Source organism: Methylocella sp. (genome assembly GCF_044226135.1).
In the GTDB taxonomy this organism is placed as follows: Bacteria; Pseudomonadota; Alphaproteobacteria; order Rhizobiales; family Beijerinckiaceae; genus Methylocapsa.
The window spans coordinates 1-18,434 of the sequence record NZ_JBGAHM010000012.1 but is presented as its reverse complement, the minus strand read 5'-3'; the positions used below and the strand labels follow the sequence as shown (position 1 = coordinate 18,434).

Annotated in this window: 12 protein-coding genes and 1 pseudogene (1 of these 13 running past the window's edge); 3 read left to right on the top strand and 10 right to left on the bottom strand. The window is 69.3% G+C overall.

All coding sequences use genetic code 11. The features are described from left to right. The 7 genes and pseudogenes from glgX to ACILRB_RS07535 all read right to left on the bottom strand — a co-directional run. Positions 1-2,107 (bottom strand): annotated as a pseudogene (glgX, locus tag ACILRB_RS07565) (glycogen debranching protein GlgX) (it extends 2,183 nt beyond the left edge of the window). Positions 2,108-2,117: 10 nt separating this feature from the next. Further along, positions 2,118-3,746: an alpha-D-glucose phosphate-specific phosphoglucomutase gene (locus tag ACILRB_RS07560; RefSeq protein WP_395665686.1), complete on the bottom strand. Its 1,629-nt coding sequence runs from the start codon at positions 3,744-3,746 to the stop codon at positions 2,118-2,120. A gap of 41 nt (positions 3,747-3,787) precedes the next feature. Continuing rightward, positions 3,788-5,245, bottom strand: coding sequence for a glycogen synthase GlgA (gene glgA, locus ACILRB_RS07555; protein WP_395665685.1), 1,458 nt, complete (start codon positions 5,243-5,245; stop codon positions 3,788-3,790). A gap of 4 nt (positions 5,246-5,249) precedes the next feature. Then, a complete protein-coding gene (gene glgC / locus ACILRB_RS07550) occupies positions 5,250-6,503 on the bottom strand; it encodes a glucose-1-phosphate adenylyltransferase (protein WP_395665684.1) in 1,254 nt (417 codons plus the stop codon). 37 nt (positions 6,504-6,540) lie between these two features. Then, positions 6,541-8,697 carry a 1,4-alpha-glucan branching protein GlgB gene (gene glgB / locus ACILRB_RS07545; RefSeq protein ID WP_395665738.1) on the bottom strand — a complete coding sequence of 719 codons (2,157 nt, stop codon included), beginning with the start codon at positions 8,695-8,697 and terminating at the stop codon, positions 6,541-6,543. A gap of 135 nt (positions 8,698-8,832) precedes the next feature. Beyond that, the gene (locus ACILRB_RS07540; protein ID WP_395665683.1) at positions 8,833-11,322 is read right to left on the bottom strand and encodes a glycogen/starch/alpha-glucan phosphorylase; all 2,490 of its coding nucleotides are present in this window, start codon (positions 11,320-11,322) and stop codon (positions 8,833-8,835) included. 314 nt (positions 11,323-11,636) lie between these two features. Next, complete coding sequence (locus ACILRB_RS07535) at positions 11,637-13,136, bottom strand: HWE histidine kinase domain-containing protein (protein ID WP_395665682.1); 1,500 nt, start codon at positions 13,134-13,136, stop codon at positions 11,637-11,639. A 314-nt stretch (positions 13,137-13,450) separates the two neighbouring features. On the opposite strand from ACILRB_RS07535, the gene ACILRB_RS07530 reads away from it, so the two are divergent. Beyond that, a complete protein-coding gene (locus tag ACILRB_RS07530; protein WP_395665737.1) occupies positions 13,451-14,065 on the top strand; it encodes a phosphatase PAP2 family protein in 615 nt (204 codons plus the stop codon). Here ACILRB_RS07530 and ACILRB_RS07525 read toward each other — a convergent pair. Continuing rightward, positions 14,035-14,574, bottom strand: a complete 540-nt coding sequence (locus ACILRB_RS07525; RefSeq protein ID WP_395665681.1) for an NUDIX hydrolase — start codon at positions 14,572-14,574, stop codon at positions 14,035-14,037. The two genes, ACILRB_RS07530 and ACILRB_RS07525, sit on opposite strands and share 31 nt — an antisense overlap. Before the next feature lie 249 nt (positions 14,575-14,823). Here ACILRB_RS07525 and ACILRB_RS07520 point away from each other — a divergent pair, with 249 nt between their 5' ends. Further along, the gene (locus ACILRB_RS07520; RefSeq protein ID WP_395665680.1) at positions 14,824-15,090 is read left to right on the top strand and encodes a hypothetical protein; all 267 of its coding nucleotides are present in this window, start codon (positions 14,824-14,826) and stop codon (positions 15,088-15,090) included. A gap of 28 nt (positions 15,091-15,118) precedes the next feature. Here the strand turns inward: ACILRB_RS07520 and ACILRB_RS07515 are convergent, their stop codons facing one another. Beyond that, a complete protein-coding gene (locus ACILRB_RS07515) occupies positions 15,119-15,601 on the bottom strand; it encodes a YaiI/YqxD family protein (RefSeq protein WP_395665679.1) in 483 nt (160 codons plus the stop codon). Between the two features lie 59 nt (positions 15,602-15,660). Here ACILRB_RS07515 and ACILRB_RS07510 point away from each other — a divergent pair, with 59 nt between their 5' ends. Further along, positions 15,661-17,289 carry an alpha-amylase family glycosyl hydrolase gene (locus ACILRB_RS07510; protein ID WP_395665678.1) on the top strand — a complete coding sequence of 543 codons (1,629 nt, stop codon included), beginning with the start codon at positions 15,661-15,663 and terminating at the stop codon, positions 17,287-17,289. Here the strand turns inward: ACILRB_RS07510 and ACILRB_RS07505 are convergent. Continuing rightward, complete coding sequence (locus ACILRB_RS07505; protein ID WP_395665677.1) at positions 17,273-18,256, bottom strand: D-2-hydroxyacid dehydrogenase family protein; 984 nt, start codon at positions 18,254-18,256, stop codon at positions 17,273-17,275. The two genes, ACILRB_RS07510 and ACILRB_RS07505, sit on opposite strands and share 17 nt — an antisense overlap. Positions 18,257-18,434 lie beyond the last annotated feature (178 nt).

Below are 18,434 nucleotides of genomic sequence, written 5' to 3'. Positions count from 1 at the left end.
GCGCGGCGTCGTCGACTCCCGAGCGCCGGCGCGGCGTGGTCTCGGCCGTCTCCGCAAGGATCGCGACGGAGCGCGGCGCGAGCGTGAAGGCCTCGCGCTCAAGCTGCGCCTCGGGCGCGTCCGGGTCGGCCGACGACAGGATGTGCGTCCAGGCCTGGCCCTCGCGCTCGAAGGGAAGCCGCGCCTCCACCGGCGCGTCGCCGCGGTTGACGAGCACGGCCGCGCGGCTTGGCGGGCGCTCGCCGTCGCCGGCGTCATAAAACACGGCGATCAGGGCGCAGGCGTCGGGGTCGTCCCATTGCGCCGGCGTCAGCCTCTCGCCCGAGGCGCCGAGCCAGTCGACGTCCGGCGCGCCCGAAGCGTCGAGCGGCTCGCCCCTGAGCGTCGCTTCGGCGGTGAGGGCGCCAAGCCGCAGCCGGGCGCGGATCAGCCGGGCCGTGTAGCCGACCAGCCCGTCGTCGGCGTTCGCCCAGTCGACATGGGCGAGCGCGTTGTCCTGCGCATAGGCGTTGTTGTTGCCCTGTTGCGTGCGTCCGAGTTCGTCGCCCATGGTCAGCATGGGGGTTCCGCGGCACACGATCAGCGTCGCGAGCAGGGCGCGCGCGTCGGCCTTGCGGCGCGCCAGCACGGCGGGATCGCCGGTTTCGCCCTCCGCGCCGCAGTTCCACGAAAAATTCTCGTTCGTTCCGTCGCGGTTGCTTTCGCCGTTCGCCTCGTTGCGCTTGGCGCCATAGGCGACAAGATCGGCGAGGGTGAAGCCGTCATGCGCCGTGACATAGTTCACCGAGCGCGACAGCGGCTTGCGGCTTCGCGCGAAAACGTCGCCCGAGCCCGCGAGCCGCGTCGCCAGCGCGCCCAGCATGCCGCGGTCGCCGCGCCAGAAGCGGCGGACGTCGTCGCGCGCCTTGTCGTTCCATTCGCCCCAGGAGGGCGGAAAGGCGCCGAGCTGGTAGCCGCCAGGGCCGATGTCCCAGGGCTCGGCGATATGGACAAGGTCGCGCAGGGTCGGGTCCTGCGCGGCCGCGAGCAGGAATGGATGGTCGGGCGAAAAGCCGTCGGGCCCGCGTGCGAGCACGCTCGCGAGATCGTAGCGGAAACCGTCGAAGCCGCCGCGCAGCGCCGCCGTGCGAAGGCAGTCGAGCGCGAGGCGATGCGCATGCGCGCGCTCGAGCGCCAGCACGTTGCCGCAGCCCGCCTGGTTCTGGTAGAGCGCCGCCGCATGCGGCTCGAGCCTGTAGTAATGCGGGTTGTCGAGCCCGCGCAGCGAGACCGTGGGGCCGAGATGGTCGCTCTCGCCGGTGTGGTTCAACACCACGTCGAGCAGCACGCACAGGCCTTCGGCCTGCAGGGCCTCGACCGCGCGTCTCACTTCGGGCCAGCCGCCCGGCGCGAGACGCGGATCGGGCGCGTTGAGGCAGACGGGATTGTAGCCCCAGTAGTTTGAAAGGCCGAGCGGCGGCAGGTGGCGCTCGTCGATCCAGGCGTGGATCGGCAACAGCTCGACCGCCGTGACGCCGAGCCGTTTCAGATGGGCGACCGCCGCCGGATGGGCGAGGCCGGCGAAGGTGCCGCGCAGCGCCGCCGGCACGTCCTCGAGCCGCGCCGTGAAACCCCGGACATGCATCTCGTAGATCACGAGGTCGCGCCAGTCGACGCGGCGCGGCGGCGTTGGCGCAGGCTCGGGCGCGCGCCGCGCCACCGCCTTGGGAACGAAAGGCGCGCTGTCTTTCAGATCTTCGCGGGCGCCATGGATGCGCGCGTCGAACAGGGCGTCGTCGAGCCTGAAGGGCTGGTCGATCTCATAGGCGTAAGGGTCGACGAGCAGCTTCTCGACATTGAAGCGCAGTCCGCGGTCCGGGGCGAAGGCGCCTTCGGCGCGCAGCCCGTAGCGCGCGCCTTCGGCGACGCCTGCGACATGGCCGTGAAAGACGTCGCCCGTGCGCGCGGGCAGGCGCAGCCGCCGCGTCTCGCGCCCGTCGGCGTCGAACAGCGAAAGGAAGATCGCCTCGGCCGTCGTCGAGGCGACGGCGACGTTGACGCCGTCCGCCGTGAGCGTGACGCCGAGCGGCTCCGGCGAGCCAGGGCGAATGGGAGGCGGGGGCGCCACGGCGCGCGCCTCAGGTGATCACCGACGGCGCCGTTCGTCCCGTGAAACGCTCGATCCCGGCGAGCTCGCGCGAGAGCGCGATGAGGTCGGCGAGGGCCGCTCCGGTCTCGAGATGCTGGCGGGCGGGGTCGGGCTCGTAGCGTTCGATGTAGACGCGCAGCGTCGCCCCGGCCGTGCCGGTGCCGGAAAGGCGGTAGACGATGCGCCCGCCGTCGTCGAAATGCACGCGCAACCCCTGATGCGTCGAATCCGAACCGTCGACCGGATCATGGTAGGAGAAGTCGTCGGCGCCCGAGACCCGCAGCGCGCCGAACGTCTCGCCCTTCAGCGTCGGCAGCGCGTCGCGCAGCGCCTTGACGAGCGCGTCGGCGCCGGCGGCGTCCACTTCCTCGTAGTCATGACGGGCGTAATAATTGCGGCCGTATTCGGCCCAGTGGCCGGTCACGATGGCGTCGACGCTTTCGCCGCGCGCGGCGACGATGTTGAGCCACATCAGCACGGCCCACAGCCCGTCTTTCTCGCGCACATGGTCGGAGCCCGTGCCGGCGCTTTCCTCGCCGCAGATCGTGGCCATGCCGGCGTCGAGCAGATTGCCGAAGAATTTCCAGCCGGTCGGCGTCTCGAAGGCGGCGACGCCGAGCTTCTCGGCGACCTTGTCGGCGGCCCGGCTCGTCGGCATGGAGCGCGCGACGCCCTTGACGCCCGCGGCGTAGCCCGGCGCGAGATGGGCGTTGGCGGCGATGATCGCGAGGCTGTCGGACGGCGTGACGAAGCGCCCGCGCCCGATGATAAGATTGCGGTCGCCGTCGCCGTCCGACGCGGCGCAGAGGTCCGGCCCGTCCGCGGTCATGGCGAGGTCGAAGAGATGCTTCGCATGGACGAGGTTCGGGTCGGGATGGTGGCCGCCGAAGTCGGGCAGCGGCGTCGCGTTGAGCACGGACCCCGGCTCCGCGCCGAGCATTTCTTCGAAGATGCGTGCGGCGTAGGGGCCGGTCACCGCCGACATGGCGTCGAACTTCAGGCGGAAGCCCGATTTGAACAGCGCGCTGACGCGGTCGAAGTCGAACAGCTTCTGCATCAGGGCCGCGTAGTCGGCGACGGGATCGATGATCTCGACCGTCTGCGCGCCGAAGCGCAGGACGCCAAGGTTGTCGAGATCGAGGTCCGGCGCCGCGAGGATGCGGTACTGCGAGATCTCCTTCGTGCGGGAAAAGATCGCCTCGGTGACTTTCTCGGGCGCCGGGCCGCCGTTGGCGACGTTGTACTTGATTCCGAAATCGCCGTGCGGCCCGCCGGGGTTGTGGCTCGCGCTCAACACCACCCCGCCGAAGGCGCCATGCTGGCGGATGACGTTCGAGGCGGCGGGCGTCGACAGGACGCCGCCACGCCCGACGAGAACGCGCCCGAAGCCGTTCGCGAGCGCGATCTTGACGACGATCTGGATCGCCTCGCGGTTGTAGAAGCGCCCGTCGCCGCCGACCACCAGCGTCGCGCCTTCAAATCCTTCGAGGCAGTCGAAGATCGACTGCACGAAATTGGCGACGTAATGCGGCTGCTGGAAGACCGGCGTCTTCTTGCGCAGGCCCGAGGTGCCGGGCCGTTGTCCTTCGAAGGGCGTTGTGGCGACAGTCTCGATCATCGTGCGTCCGGCGTTGGTCTTGAGAAATTCGGGTTCTGCGTTCAGGCGGCGCGTTCGCGCGCGAGGTCGCGGAAAAGTTTTGCGTAGCGCGCCGCGGGGCGTCGCCACGACACGTCGGTCAGCATGCCGTTCTGGACGAGCGTGTCCCAGACGTCAGGCTCGCTCCACAGGCGGGCGGCGCGCTCCAGCGTCGCGGCGAGCATCTCGCGCGTCGTGGGCGAAAACTGCAATCCGGTGCCGACGCCGGAGGCGATCGCCATTTCATTGGCGTCGACGATGGTGTCGGACAGGCCGCCGACGCGGGCCACCACGGGCAGCGCGCCGTAGCGCAGCGCGCAGAGCTGGGTGAGGCCGCACGGCTCGAAGCGCGACGGGATGACGAGCGCGTCGGCGCCGGCCTGGATGCGATGCGCGATCGCCTCGTCATAGCCGAGGGCGACGCCGACGCGTCCGGGCCGGGCGGCCGCGGCCTCGCGCAGCGCGGCCTCAAGCTGCGGTTCGCCCGCGCCGAGCACGGCGAGCTGCGCGCCGAGGCGGTCGATCAGGTCGAGATTGTCGATGAGGAGGTCGACGCCCTTCTGCCATGACAGGCGGCTGACGACGCCAAACAGCAGCGCGCCCGGATCAGGCGCGAGCCCGAATTTCTCCTGCAGCGCCGCCTTGTTGACCGGGCGCAGCGAGAGCGAATCGACGTCATAGGGCTGTGCGATCAGCGGGTCGGAGGCGGAGTCCCAGACGTCCGTGTCGATTCCGTTCAACACGCCGCTCAGCGCCGCGCCGCGGTCGCGCAACAGGCCGTCGAGCCCCATGCCATGTTCGGGCGTGCGGATTTCGGCCGCGTAGGTCGGCGAAACGGTGGTGACGCGGTCGGACAGGGCGAGCGCCGCCTTGAGGAAGCCGATCATGCCGTAATATTCGACGCCCTCGATCGAGAACGCCTGCGGCGGCAGGCCGAGGCCGGCGAGCAGCGAGGCCGGATATTGCCCCTGGAAGGCGAGGTTGTGCACGGTCGCGACCGTGCCCGGCCGGCGGCGGCCGTCATAATGGAGATAGGCCGGAACGAGGCCCGCCTGCCAGTCGTGCGCATGCACGACGTCGGGCGCAAAGCCTGGCGCGGCGCCGAAGGCGAGCGCCGCGCCGACCTGCGCCAGCGCCGCGAAGCGGAAGGCGTTGTCCTCATAGTCGCGGCCGGACGCGTCGAGATAGGGATTGCCCGGGCGGTCGTAGAGATGCGGCGCGTCGAGCGCGAAAATGTCGAGCCCGCCGGCGACCCCGCGAAAGATCCGCGCCGGCGCGCCCATCAGGTTGCGCAGGCTGAAGACGTCCTCGGCGCCTTCGAGCTGGCGCATCACGGCCGGGTAGCCCGGCAGCAGGGTCGCGACCCCGATCCCCTCGCGCCGCAACGCGCCCGGCAGGGCGCCGGCGACGTCGGCGAGGCCGCCCGTCTTGACGAGCGGAAAGGCTTCGGAGACCACGGCGAGGACGGAGAGATCGGTCATGAGCTCAGGCGATCTGGTCGATCATGGCTTGCGTGATCAGGCATACGCCTTTTTCGGTCCGCCTGAAACGTTTCGCGTCGAGCTCGTCGTCCTCGCCGACGACGAGGCCTCCTGGAATCTTGACGCCCCGGTCGATCACCACGTTGCGCAGCCGCGTCGAGCGGCCGATCTCGACATAGGGCAGAATCACCGCGTTCTCGACCTCGCAATAGGAGTTGACGCGCACGCCGGTCGACAGGAGCGAGCGTTTGACGCGCGCGCCCGAGATGATGCATCCGCCAGACACCACGGACGAGATGGCGACGCCGCGCCGCGCGTCTTCGTCATGCACGAATTTCGCCGGCGGCGTGACGGCGCCCTCGGTCCAGATCGGCCAGTCCTTGTCGAACAGGTCGAGGTCCGGGACGATGTCGGTCAGGTCGATGTTGGCCTCCCAGTAGGCGTCGACCGTTCCGACGTCGCGCCAGTAGGCGCGCTCGTCGCCGGCGGAGCGCACGCAGGAGTCCGAAAAATGATGCGCGAGCGCGTAGCCGTTCCTGACGAGGTGGGGAATGATGTCCTTGCCGAAGTCGCGCGACGACGACTCGTCGGCGGCGTCGCGCTTCAGCTGGTCGAACAGAAAATTGGTCTCGAACACATAGATGCCCATCGAGGCCAGCGCCATGTCGGGCTTGCCCGGCATCGGCGGCGGGTTCTTCGGCTTCTCGACGAAGTCGATGATCCGGTTCTTTTCGTCGACATGCATCACGCCGAAGCCGCTCGCCTCCTCGCGCGGCACCTCGAGGCAGCCGACCGTGACGTCGGCGCCGCGGTCGGCGTGCTGTTGCAGCATGATCTCATAATCCATCTTGTAGATGTGGTCGCCGGCGAGGATGACCATGTATTTCGGAGCGCGGTCGCTGATGATGTCGATGTTCTGGTAGACCGCGTCGGCCGTGCCCGCGTACCACTGGTCTTCCGACACGCGCTGGCTCGCCGGCATGATGTCGAAGAATTCATTGCCGCTCGCCCTGAAGAAGTTCCAGCCGCGCGTCAGATGGCCGATCAGGCTGTGGGCCTTGTATTGGGTGGCGACGCCGATGCGGCGAATGCCGGAGTTGAGCGCGTTCGACAGCGCGAAGTCGATGATGCGCATCTTGCCGCCGAAATAGACGGCGGGCTTGGCGCGACGGTCGGTGAGTTCGAGGAGCCGGCTGCCGCGTCCTCCCGCGAGCACGAAAGCCATGGCCTGACGTCCGATTGGGGCGCTCTGTCTCATGTCTGGGTCCTTCAACGAGGCGTCCGGCGGGAAGGCGTCAGGGATCGGGGATCAGGAACAGGGTCGAAAGCGGCGGCAGGGTCAGGAGAGCCGAGGCGGGCTGCCCGTGCGCCGGCTCGGCCGTCGCCTCGACCGCGCCGAAATTGCCGACGCCCGAGCCCCAGTAGCAGCCTGCGTCCGTGTTGACCGCCTCCCGCCAGCGTCCGGCGAAAGGAAGCCCGAGCCGGTAGCCGTGGCGCGGCTCCGGGGTGAAATTGCCGACGACCACGACCGGAGGGTCGCCGTCGTCGCTGTGGCGCAGGAAAGCGAACACGGATTGCGCCGCGTCGTCGCCGACAATCCACGAAAAGCCTTCGGGTTCACGGTCGCGCCTGTAGAGAGCCGGCGTTTCAGCGAGGACGCGGTTGAGGTCGCGAACAAGGGTTTGCACGCCCCGATGCGCTTCGGCGTCGAGCAGGGGCCAGTCGAGCTCGCCGTCCTCGCGCCATTCGCGCCGCTGCGCGAACTCCTGGCCCATGAACAGAAGTTTCTTGCCGGGATGGCCCCACATCAACCCGTAATAGGCGCGCAGCGTCGCGAACTTTCGCCAGTCGTCGCCGGACATCTTGGCGAGCAGCGAGCCTTTGCCATGGGTCACCTCGTCATGGCTGAGCGGCAGCACGAAATTTTCCGAAAAGGCGTAGACGAGGCCGAAGGTGATCCGGTCGTGCGACCATTTGCGGTAGACCGGATCGAGCTCCATGTAGTCGAGCGTGTCATGCATGAAGCCCATGTTCCATTTGAAGCCGAAGCCGAGGCCGCCGTCCGACGTCGGCGCGCTGACGCCGGGCCAGGATGTCGATTCCTCGGCCACGGTGACGACGCCGGGGTGGGTTTCATAGACGAGCTCGTTGAAGCGCCTGATGAAGGCGACGGCGTCGCGGTTGTCGTTGCCGCCGTCCTCGTTCGGCAGCCATTCGCCGGGCCCACGCGAATAATCGAGGTAGAGCATGGAGGCGACCGCGTCGACGCGCAGCCCGTCGACATGATAGCAGTCGAGCCAGAACAGCGCGTTGGCGATGAGGAAACACGACACCTCGCGCCGGCCGAAATCGTAGATCGCGGTGTTCCAGTCCGGGTGGAAGCCGCGGCGCGGGTCGGCGTGCTCGTAGAGCGGCCCGCCGTCGAACTGCGCGAGGCCATGCGCGTCGGTCGGGAAATGCGCCGGCACCCAGTCAAGGATCACGTAAAGCCCCGCCGCATGGGCGCGGTCGACGAAACGCGCGAAGCCCGCCGGATCGCCGAAGCGGCTTGTAGGCGCGAACAGGCCGATCGGCTGGTAGCCCCATGAGGCGTCGAGCGGATGCTCGGATATGGGCATCAGCTCGAGATGGGTGAAGCCGAGGTCCTTCGCATAGGGAATGAGCTCGCCTGCGAGCTCGTCATAGGTCAGGAAACGTCCGCCCTCGCCGCGCCGCCACGAGCCGAGATGGACTTCGAGCACGCTCATCGGCTCGCGCCACGGCGCGCTTTCGCGCCGCCGCTCCATGAAGTCGGCGTCGGTCCAGGGAAAGTCGCGGATGTCGGCGACGATCGAGGCGGTCGAGGGGCGCATCTCGCCGGAAAAGCCGACCGGATCGGATTTCAGCGGCAGGAGCCGTCCGTCGCGCGAGACGATCTCGTATTTGTAGGCGGCGCCCGCCGCCACCCCCGGCGCGAAGATTTCCCATAGGCCGGAATCGACGCGCTTGCGCATCTGGTGCAGGCGGCCGTCCCAGCGGTTGAAGTCGCCGACCACCGAGACGCGCGAGGCGTTCGGCGCCCAGACGGCGAAATGGACGCCGCCGACGCCGTCGATCCGCTCCACATGCGCGCCGAGCTTCTGGTAGAGCGCGCGATGCGAGCCCTCGACCAGCAGATAGTCGTCCATCGGCCCGAGCACGGGACCGAAGGCGTAAGGGTCGAGATAGCTCCAGGCGCCGCCGGCGTTGGCGGCGGCGAGTTCGTAGCGCAGCGGCGGCGCGGCGTGCGCGAGCATCCCCTCGAAGAAGCCGCCGCCGCGATCCGCGAGCGCGAGGCTGCGGCCGTCCTCGAACCGCGCCTGTAGCGTTTGGGCGTCGGGCGCGAAGGCGCGCACGACGAGGCCGCCGTCCACCGCATGGGCGCCAAGAATCGCGAAGGGATCGCCGTGCCGCGCGGCGCGGACGGCGTCGATCTCGTCGTCGCCGAGCCGCCAGCGCCCGGCGCCGTCCGGTTCGGCCGGGGGCTCCGCTTTGAGCGTTCCAGATGCTTTGGTCAAAACAGCTCCTGCGCTTCAGGCGTCGCCCGCGGCCGCCGCGGAGGCGCGGCGTCAGCCGCGTCCCGGCGCGACGGTCGGCACTTTCCAGATGTCTTCGGCGTATTCGGCGATGGTGCGGTCGGACGAGAACCAGCCCATGTTGGCGGTGTTGACGACGGCCGAGCGCGTCCAGCCCTTCCTGTCGCGCCAGCGGCGGAAGATGTCGCGCTGTTTCGCGTAATAGCTGTCGAAATCCGCCGTCACGAGGAAGAAGTCGTGAAAGGTGAGGGCGTCGACGAGCGAGCGGTAGCGGTCCGGCTGCTCGGGCGAGAACACGCCGGAGGCGATCGCTTCGAGCGCCTCCGAGAGACGCGGCGAGCGGGCGATCGCCTCCTGTCCGCTGATGCCCTGCCTGCGCCGCGCCTCGACCTCGTCGGCGGTGAGGCCGAAGATGAAGATGTTGTGGGCGCCGACATGTTCGAGAATCTCGACGTTGGCGCCGTCGAGCGTGCCGATGGTCAGCGCGCCGTTGAGCGCGAGCTTCATGTTGCCGGTGCCCGACGCCTCCATGCCGGCGGTCGAGATCTGCTCGGAGACGTCGGCCGCCGGAATGATGCGCTCGGCGAGGCTGACGTTGTAGTTCGGCAGGAACACGCATTTGAGCAGGCCGCGCACCGTCGGGTCGGAATTGACGATGCGGCCGACGTCGTTGGCGAGCTGGATGACGAGCTTGGCCGTGGCGTAGCTCGCCGCCGCCTTGCCGGCGAAGATCTTCACGCGCGGGATCCAGTCGCGGTAGGGCTGGGCGCGAATCTCCTCATAGATGGCGACGGTTTCGAGAATGTTCAAAATCTGCCGCTTGTATTCGTGGATACGCTTGATCTGAACGTCGTACAGGGCGTCCGGGTTCAGCTTCACGCCGACGCGCTCCTGCACGATTCTGGCGAGCGCGACCTTGTTCGCGCGCTTGATCGCCGCATAGCGCTCCTGGAACGCCGCGTCGTCGGCGAGCGGCATGATCTTTTCGAGCCGCGTCGCGTCGTCGAGCAGGCCGTCGCCGACGACCTCCATGAGCAGCGAGGTCAGCGCCGGATTGGCCTCCTTGAGCCAGCGCCGGAAGGTGATGCCGTTGGTCTTGTTGACGATCTTGCCGGGGTCGGCGGAATCGAGATCATGAAACACGGTGGTCTTCATGAGGTCGGAATGCAGCGCCGACACGCCGTTGACCTTGTGCGAGCCGAGAAAGGCGAGATGGCCCATGCGCACGCGCCGCCCGTGCGCCTCGTCGATCAGGGACAGCGCCGCGAGCCTCTCGGCCGCCCCGCCGGCGCGGCTCACTTTGTCGAGATGGAGCGCGTTGATCAGATAGATGATCTGCATGTGGCGCGGCAGCAGCCGCTCCATCAGCGGCACGGGCCAGGTCTCGAGCGCCTCGGGCAGCAGGGTGTGGTTGGTGTAGCTGAAGGTGTTGCGGGTGATCGTCCAGGCCTTGTCCCAGGGGATGTCGTGGCGGTCGACGAGAATGTGCATGAGTTCGGCGACGGCGATCGCCGGATGGGTGTCGTTGAGCTGGATCGCCGCCTTGTCGGCGAGCGTGCTTATGTCGCCGAACAGGGAAAGGTGCCGGCGCACGAGGTCCTGCAGCGAGGCCGAGGCGAAGAAATATTCCTGCCGCAGCCGCAGCTCCTGGCCGGCGGGGCTGGTGTCGCCCGGATAGAGCACCTTGGAGATCGATTCGGCGCGCACGCGGTCCATCAGCGCGCCGACATGGTCGCCGCTGTTGAACATGTCGAGGCGCAGCGGGTCCGGCGCGCGCGCCGCCCACAGCCGCAGCGTGTTGATATGGGTTCCGCGCCAGCCGGCGATCGGCGTGTCATAGGCGATCGCCTGCACCGTCTCGGCCGGCATCCACACCTGCTTCGGCTCGCCGTCGGCGCCGTTCTGCGCCTCGATATGGCCGCCGAAGCCGACGCCATAGACGATCTCGGGCCGCTGGAACTCCCAAGGGTCGCCGAGCGACAGCCAGTCTTCCGGATATTCGAGCTGGCGGCCGTCCTTGATGCGCTGGCGGAACAGGCCGTGGTCGTAGCGGATGCCGTAGCCGTAGGCGGCGATGGAGAGGGTCGCCATGCTCTCCATGAAGCAGGCGGCGAGGCGCCCGAGTCCGCCGTTGCCGAGCGCGGCGTCGGGTTCGATCTCGCGCAATTCTTCAAGGTCCACGCCGAGCCCGGCCAGCGCCTCCCGCGTCTCGTCGATCAGCTCCATGTTGGTGAGCGCGTCGATGAGCAGGCGGCCGATCAGAAATTCGAGGCTGAGATAATAGACGCGCTTCGCGCCGGAGTCTTTCGCGCGCGCGATCGACGACAGCCAGCTGTCGACGACCTTGTCGCGGACGCTGAGCGCGGTGGCGATGAACCAGTCGTGCTTGCTCGCCGAGGCGACGTTCTTGCCGACGGCGTAGCGCAGCTTGGCGAGGATGAGGTCACGGATTTCCGCGACTTGCGGGGAGGCTGCGCCCGCAGGGGCGTCGGCGGCGGGCGGCGTTGCTGCTGCGGATTCCATCTTCAAGGCGCTCCCTCTTGTGCCGCGGCGTTCGAAAGACGCATGACGCCGCTGGCGTCCGCCCGAGCAAGGCGCAGGCCATGTCGTCAGGCCGCGCGACCGCGGCTGACAGCGCCTTCGCGCCGTGGGGTGGTCGTGGAAGCGCGGCGCGAGCCATGCAGAATCGCTTCCGGACGTCGTCGTCGCGAGCCTATAGCGGATGCGGCGGCGCGAAAAGGCGCGCGCCCGCGGCGTGGCGCGGGCCGGCCGTTGGTCCTGCGCCGCAATGCGCGGCGCCGTGCCTCAAGATGCGGCTCTCCGCTCAAGGTCCGGCTTCAGCCGGCCTTGAGCGCGCCGAAGTCCTCGAAGCTCGCAAGGCCGAGGACGTGCGAAATCGCCGCGTCGTCGCCTGCGAGCGGGACGAGAATCCGCTCGAAAAAGAAGAAGCGGTCGGCGCCAAGGTCGAAATAGGCGTATTCGTAGGACGGACGCGCCGAATCGATGCAGCGGCGATAGGCGCCGTCCTGCGCGCCGAGAATTTCATGCTCGGCGACGTGGCGATGTTCGTAGCGCCGTGCGTCGACGCGTTCGGCGAGCGCCCGCCCGACGGACAGGAAGCGCACGGCGGGCGGCGTCTCGGCGTGGTCGACCGCCGCGAGGATCAGATGGTCCTTCGGCTCGATCTCGGCGATCGGCATGTCCGTGAAGCGGGGCGGGCGGCCGTCTCTGCACAGGGCCGCCCAGCGGCTGCGCAGCGCCTCAAGGGCCGGCGAGCGGATCGCCTCGGGCCGCCGGCCTTCGTCCTCCGAAGGGTCGAGGACATGGGCGCAGGGCGCGCGCAGGACCCACGCGAGGCCCTCCGGCGCGAAGTCGAGCTTCGCCGCGCCGCGCAGCGCCCGGCCGACGACGCGGTCGACGACCGTGGTGCCGAAGCCCGCTCGCTGCGGCGGCGCGACCGGCGGCCCGCCGCGCTCGGTCCAGCTCAGGAGAAAGACGGGCTCGGCGTTGTCGTCTTTCTCGACGCGCCAGGCGATCGAGACGCGCCCGCCGGGGCCGGACAGCGCGCCATATTTCGTCGCGTTGGTCGAGAGCTCGTGCAGCGCCATGCCGATCATCTGCGCGGCGTCGGGCTTCAGCCTGACGCCGAGCCCCGCGAGGGCGATGCGACGCTGCCCCGGCTCCCAATGATGTCCGAGCTGCGAGAAGATGAGGTCCGTCATCGGCACGCTCATCGAGCTCGCCCGGGCGAGAAGGTCGTGCGACTGGGCGAGCGCGCGCAGCCGCTCGCCGACGCGGGCGACGAATTCGTCCTTCGAGCCGACGCCCTTGGCCGACTGGCGCACGATCGATTCGATCACGGTCAGAAGATTTTTGGAGCGGTGCGACAGTTCACGCAGCAGGATCGAGGCCTGGTCGTCGCGCGCGCGGGCCGCCGTCACGTCGCGCCAGACGGCGATCGCGCCCTGGATCTCGCCGTCGACGACGAGCGGGAGCTCGCGCGCCTCGAAGGCGCGCTCGCAGCCGTCGGGCGCGGCGACGCGAAACGAGCGCTCCTGCGCCGCGCCGCTTTCAAGCACGCGCAGGGGGCGCAGCGCGCAGGCGTCGAACGACGCGCCCTCGGCGTCACGCGCGACGAAGCCCGCGGCGACGGCGGAGAAGGGGAGCGGCTGGTCGAGCGGCGCGGCGAGCCCGAACAGGGCGCGCGCCGCCGCATTGGCGCGCACGAGGCGCCCCTCGCGGTCGAACACGGTCACGGCCACGTCGAGCGCGTCGAGCACGGCGCGAAACTCCGCGCCCTGACGCGCGAGGGCGTCGGCGAGAGAAGGCCCGCTCATGTTCGTCGGCTTGGCTTCACCCACGCCCGTTCTCCCGCGGCAGGACGGCGAAAGACCCGTGTCACGGCCTTGCGACGTCTTTTCGCATAGGTTGCATGTTCGCGCTATAGTCTCGCCCGCCGCTGCGGCGCTTTCAGGACCGACGGCGGCGCGTCCGGGCGCTGCGGCGAAGCTCCGGCTTGACGCGGAGGGCCGCGCTCGGCGATCCTGATCCTTGAATGAAGCGCGCGGCCGACGACGTGAAAAACTGTCAAATTGGCGTGGTTTAATGGCGTCGGGGCGCTTCGCCCGCAGGGATGGACACCGTGTCGCTCATGTCTGACGAGCCCGGTCCGGCCGCCGGGTTTCCGGTCGCGGCCGAGGCGAACGCCGTTCCGCCAGGACGCTGCGCGCGCGCGTGGGCGCGCTCCAAGCGCGGCCTTTCCTCGGCCGACCTCGGCGCCGTGCGCTTCTTTTCGCGCGCTGGACGCTGGCGCGTCGGGCGCGGCTCCGCGGCCCTCATCACGCGCCTTGGCGACGGCTGGCTCTATCCGATCCTGGCGCTGATGATCGTCGCCCATTTCGGCGCGAAGGCGCCGCGGGTGATCCTTGCGGCGGGCCTCAACGCCGGGCTGCTGCACTGCCTGTACCCGACGCTCAAGCGGCTGATCGCCCGTCCGCGCCCGTTCCATATCGACGCGCGGCTCGCCTCGCGCGCAAGGGTCCTCGACGAACATTCGTTCCCGAGCGGGCACGCCATGACGCTCTGCGGCGTGCTGACGCCGATTGTCATGGCCTGGCCCGACTGTCTCTCGGCCGCCGCCGCCCTTATGGCGCTGATGGGCTGGGCGCGCATCGCGACCGGCCATCATTACCCAAGCGACGTCTGCGCCGGCGTCGGGCTCGGCCTCATCCTGTCCTATCCGATCTCGGTCTGGGCGCTCGCCTGACGCGACGGCTCGCCCGAGAACGGAGACGCCGGTTTCGGTCGCGCTTTCTTGTTCCGGGGCTTCGGCCCCATCTTCGCGGCGAAGCGCGCGACGAGCGTCCGCAGCCCTTCGTCGTTCAGGCTGGCGCAGGCCTCCTGCGGCGAAAACCAGGCGACCACGCGCTGCTGCTCCTCCGGCCACTGACGAAGCTGCGTCTTCACCGCGAGCGGAAACACCCTGACCTCGCAAAGGATTGAAGGCGCGCCTTCGAGCGTCTTGCGGAAACGGAACGATCCGAACGATTTTTCGGCGACGACGCCGCGCACGCCCGCTTCCTCGAACGCCTCCTGCGCCGCCGATTTCGCCGGCTTCAGCCCCTTGATCGGCGCGCCCTTGGGAATGATCCAGCGCCGGCTGCGCCGCGTCGTGATCAGGAGAATCTCGAGTTCGCCCGACGGCAGGAAACGGTAGGGCATGGCTCCGAACTGCAGGCTCGTCGGAAAGATCGCTCGTGACGCCAGTTTCGCCAATCTGCACGCTCCGTCTCGGTGAGTCCGCAAGGCCGCCGCGGCGCGCCTTTTCTCGCAACGCCGAACACTCTCCATTGGAATTGCGACAATGTTGCAATAGCGCACAATTCAGCGAGATGGAGATTGTTTTCGATCATGCGCCCTGACGCGCTGCGGCGATCTTGCGTTTTTGCCAAAAGTTCCCGGCGTTCTGGAACCGGCTCGCCCATCTTCAGTTAAGGCCGCGTTCAACGACAATCGGAGGGACGCATGTCTAATCGCCTTCTCGTCACGCTCGCCGTGGCGCCGCTGTTCGTCGCCGGCGCGGCGCTCGCCCAGACCGCCGGAACGACGTCGGGGCCGGCCACGGGCAAGAACGTCGAGCCGAGCGCCGCCACGCAAAAGCACGAGGGCCGCTCGGCCGACGACCAGATGACCCCTGCGGGCGGCGGCGCGCCCGGCGTCGAAGCCCGCCCTGGCGTCCAGAGCGGCGAAATGCCCAAGACCAACATGAACTCCAACGTCAAGCCGCACTAGGCGGCGCGCCCCGCGCCGCGTGAGCGCCTCAGGGCGACGCGCGGCGGGCCAGCCGCCTGACGGCTTGATCGAGCGCGGACAAAAACCGCGACCGGTCCCGCGGCGAGAAGGCGCGCGGCCCGCGCGTGGTCTCGCCCTGGGCGCGCAGATCGCTCATCAGATCGCGCGTCGCGAGCGCGAGGCCGACGTTGGCCTCCGTCAGCACGTCTCCATTCGGCGCCACGACGCGCGCGCCCGCCTTCACGCAGCGGCTCGCAAGCGGTATGTCGGAGGTGACGACGACGCTGTCCGCGCCGGCCCTCGCGGCGATGAGGTCGTCGGCCGCGTCGGGCGTCGGCGCGGCCGTCATGCGCTCGATGTAGTCCGCCTTCGGAACGAGAATATGCCGGTTCGCGACCACCACCACCCTGACGCCGGCGCGTTCGGCGACGCGATAGATTTCGTCCTTCACCGGACAGGCGTCGGCGTCGACCAGAATTTCGATGCGGCTTCGCGGCGGCGTCCCGTTCATGTGCGTCTCGCCCTTGCGCCTCTCGCCCTTGCGCGTCTCGCCCTGCGGGGGCGCTAGGCATGCGCCGGAGCCCGTCTGAAAATTCCGCCGTCTCGGCGCCGGCGGCGCCCGAAGCCGGGTGGTGGCGCGCCGCCTCGATCTACCAGATCTATCCGCGCTCCTTCCAGGATTCAAACGGCGACGGCGTCGGCGATCTCGAAGGGATCAGGCGCCGCCTCGGCCATCTCGTCGACCTTGGCGTCGACGCGGCGTGGATCTCGCCGTTCTATCCCTCGCCCATGCACGACTTCGGCTATGACGTGCGCGACTATTGCGACGTCGACCCGCTGTTCGGCTCGCTCGACGATTTCGACCGCCTGCTCGCTGAAGCGCATGCGCTGGGGCTGCGCGTCATCCTCGATTTCGTGCCCAACCACACGTCGATCGAGCATGAATGGTTTCTCAGGGGCCGCGCCGGCGATCCCGACCGGCGCGACTGGCACATCTGGCGCGATCCGTCTCCTTCGGGCGGCGCGCCCAACAACTGGCTGAGCCATTTCGGCGGCCCGGCCTGGACTTTCGACGAGACGCGCGGACAATATTATCATCACGCCTTCCTGCCGCAGCAGCCCGACCTCAACTGGCGCAATCCGGCGGTCAAGGCGGCGATGCTCGACGTGCTGCGCTTCTGGCTCAGGCGCGGCGTCGACGGCTTTCGCGTCGACGTGATCTCGCAGATCGTCAAGGACGAGCAGTTCCGAGACAACCCCGAAAATCCCGACTGGACGCAGGAGCGCCCGGAGATCGAGCGGCGGCTTCAGCTCTATTCGGGCGACCGGCCCGAGGTCCACGCGCTCGTCGCCGAGATGCGCGCCGTGCTCGAAGAATTCGGCCATGGCGTGCTGATCGGCGAAATCTACCTGCCGCCGGAGCGGCTCGTCGCCTATTACGGCGAGGCGCTCAGGGGCGCGCATCTGCCCTTCAACTTCCAGCTTCTCGAAACCCCGTGGGAGGCCGGCGCGCTCGGCGCCATGATCGAGGCCTATGAGGCTCTGCTGCCGCAGGGCGCCTGGCCGAACTGGGTGCTGAGCAACCATGACCGGCCGCGCGTCGCGGCCCGCGTCGGGTCGGCGCAGGCGCGCGTCGCGGCCATGCTGCTCATGACGCTGCGCGGCACGCCGACGCTTTATTATGGCGACGAGATCGGGATCGGCCCCGTCGAGGTGCCGCCGGAGCGGGTGCGCGACCCATGGGCGCTGCGCGAGCCGCATCTTTCCGTCGGCCGCGACCCCGTGCGCACGCCGATGCAATGGGACGCAAGCGCCAACGCCGGCTTCTCGCAGGCCGAGCCGTGGCTGCCGCTGACGCCGGACTGGGCCGCGCGCAATGTCGCGACGCAGGCGCGCGACCCCTGCTCCATGCTCAGCCTGACGCGCGCGCTGCTGGCCCTGCGCAAGGCGAGCCGTTGCCTCACGCTCGGCTCATGGCGCAGGCTCGACGCGCCGGCCGGCGTGCTCGCCTATGAGCGGGCGTTTGCGGACGAGCGCCGGCTTGTCGCCCTCAACCTCTCCGCCGCGCCGAAGCTCTGGACCCCGCCCGCCGGCGAGGCGCTTGAAATCGCGCTCTCGACAACGCTTGCGCGGGCCGGCGAAAAGGTCGGGGCGCAGCTCGCGCTTCAGCCTGACGAAGGCGTCATTCTTTTGGCGTGAGCGCCGGATGGGGAAGGGGGCGCCCGTCGAGAAAGGCGAGCGTCGCCTCGACCGCGTCGCCATAAAAGATGCGATAGACGTCTTCGGCCACATAGCCGACATGAGGCGTCGCCAGCACATTGGGCAGGCTGCGGAACGGATGGTCGTGCGGCAGGGGCTCGCGGTCGAACACGTCGATCGCCGCGCCGGCGATCCGGCCGTGGCGTAACGCCTCGACCAGCGCGGCCTCGTCGACGATCGGCCCGCGCGCCGTGTTGACGAGCCGCGCGGTCTTCTTCATGCCCGCGAGCTCGGCCGCGCCAACGAGGCCGCGCGTGCGCCCGCTCAGCACGAGATGGATGGTCAGAACGTCGGCCGAGGCGAAAAGCTCGTCCCTTGAGACAAGCCTCGCCCCGGCGGCCTCGGCGCGCTCCGGCGTCAGATTCTGGCTCCAGGCCAGAACCTCCATGCCGAAGGCGCGCCCGAGCCGCGCGACCTCGCGCCCGATGTTGCCGAGGCCGAGCACGCCGAGCGTCCGGCCTTTCAGCGTCGTCCCGACAAACCCCTGCCAGAGGCCCGTGCGCAGCCGCGCGTTTTCGGCCGCGATGAAGCGGCAGGAGGCGAGAATGAGCCCGAACGTCAGTTCGACCGTCGACGTCGAGGAATAGCCCGTGGGCGCCACGGTCACGCCGCGCGCGGCCGCCGCCGCGAGGTCGATCGAGGCGTTGCGGCGCCCGGTGCTGACGATCAGTTTCAGCCGCGGCAACCGGTTGAGCAGCGGCGCGGGCAGGGGGGTGCGCTCGCGCATGACGCAGAGCGCGTCGAACGGCGCGAGGCGTTCGGCGAGCGCGTCCTGATCGTCGAGAGGGTCGGCGAAGACCGTGACTTCGGCGCGCCCCTTGAGCCGGCTCCAGTCCGCCATCGCAAGCGCGACGTTCTGATAATCGTCCAGAATCGCGAGCTTCAGCGGCTCGTGAACATGGGCCATCGAAATGTCTCCGTGTTGCGGCCGGGGGCCGATGGGCTCATCGCCCGCCGCCGCCGCCAAACCCCCCGGGCCCGCCGCCCGGGCCGCCGAAATTTCCGCGGCCGAACCCGCCTTCGGGTCCGGAGCCGGGGACGGTCGGCGGCGAGGCCGCGCCGCCGCCAAAGCCGCGCGCCGGCCC

Coding starts and splice junctions, on each gene's coding strand:
- ACILRB_RS07560 (WP_395665686.1), bottom strand. CDS start 3,746: ATGATCGAGACTGTCGCCACAACGCCCTTCGAAGGACAACGGCCCGGC.
- glgA (WP_395665685.1), bottom strand. CDS start 5,245: ATGACCGATCTCTCCGTCCTCGCCGTGGTCTCCGAAGCCTTTCCGCTC.
- glgC (WP_395665684.1), bottom strand. CDS start 6,503: ATGAGACAGAGCGCCCCAATCGGACGTCAGGCCATGGCTTTCGTGCTC.
- ACILRB_RS07540 (WP_395665683.1), bottom strand. CDS start 11,322: ATGGAATCCGCAGCAGCAACGCCGCCCGCCGCCGACGCCCCTGCGGGC.
- ACILRB_RS07535 (WP_395665682.1), bottom strand. CDS start 13,136: ATGAGCGGGCCTTCTCTCGCCGACGCCCTCGCGCGTCAGGGCGCGGAG.
- ACILRB_RS07530 (WP_395665737.1), top strand. CDS start 13,451: ATGTCTGACGAGCCCGGTCCGGCCGCCGGGTTTCCGGTCGCGGCCGAG.
- ACILRB_RS07520 (WP_395665680.1), top strand. CDS start 14,824: ATGTCTAATCGCCTTCTCGTCACGCTCGCCGTGGCGCCGCTGTTCGTC.
- ACILRB_RS07515 (WP_395665679.1), bottom strand. CDS start 15,601: ATGAACGGGACGCCGCCGCGAAGCCGCATCGAAATTCTGGTCGACGCC.
- ACILRB_RS07510 (WP_395665678.1), top strand. CDS start 15,661: ATGCGCCGGAGCCCGTCTGAAAATTCCGCCGTCTCGGCGCCGGCGGCG.
- ACILRB_RS07505 (WP_395665677.1), bottom strand. CDS start 18,256: ATGGCCCATGTTCACGAGCCGCTGAAGCTCGCGATTCTGGACGATTAT.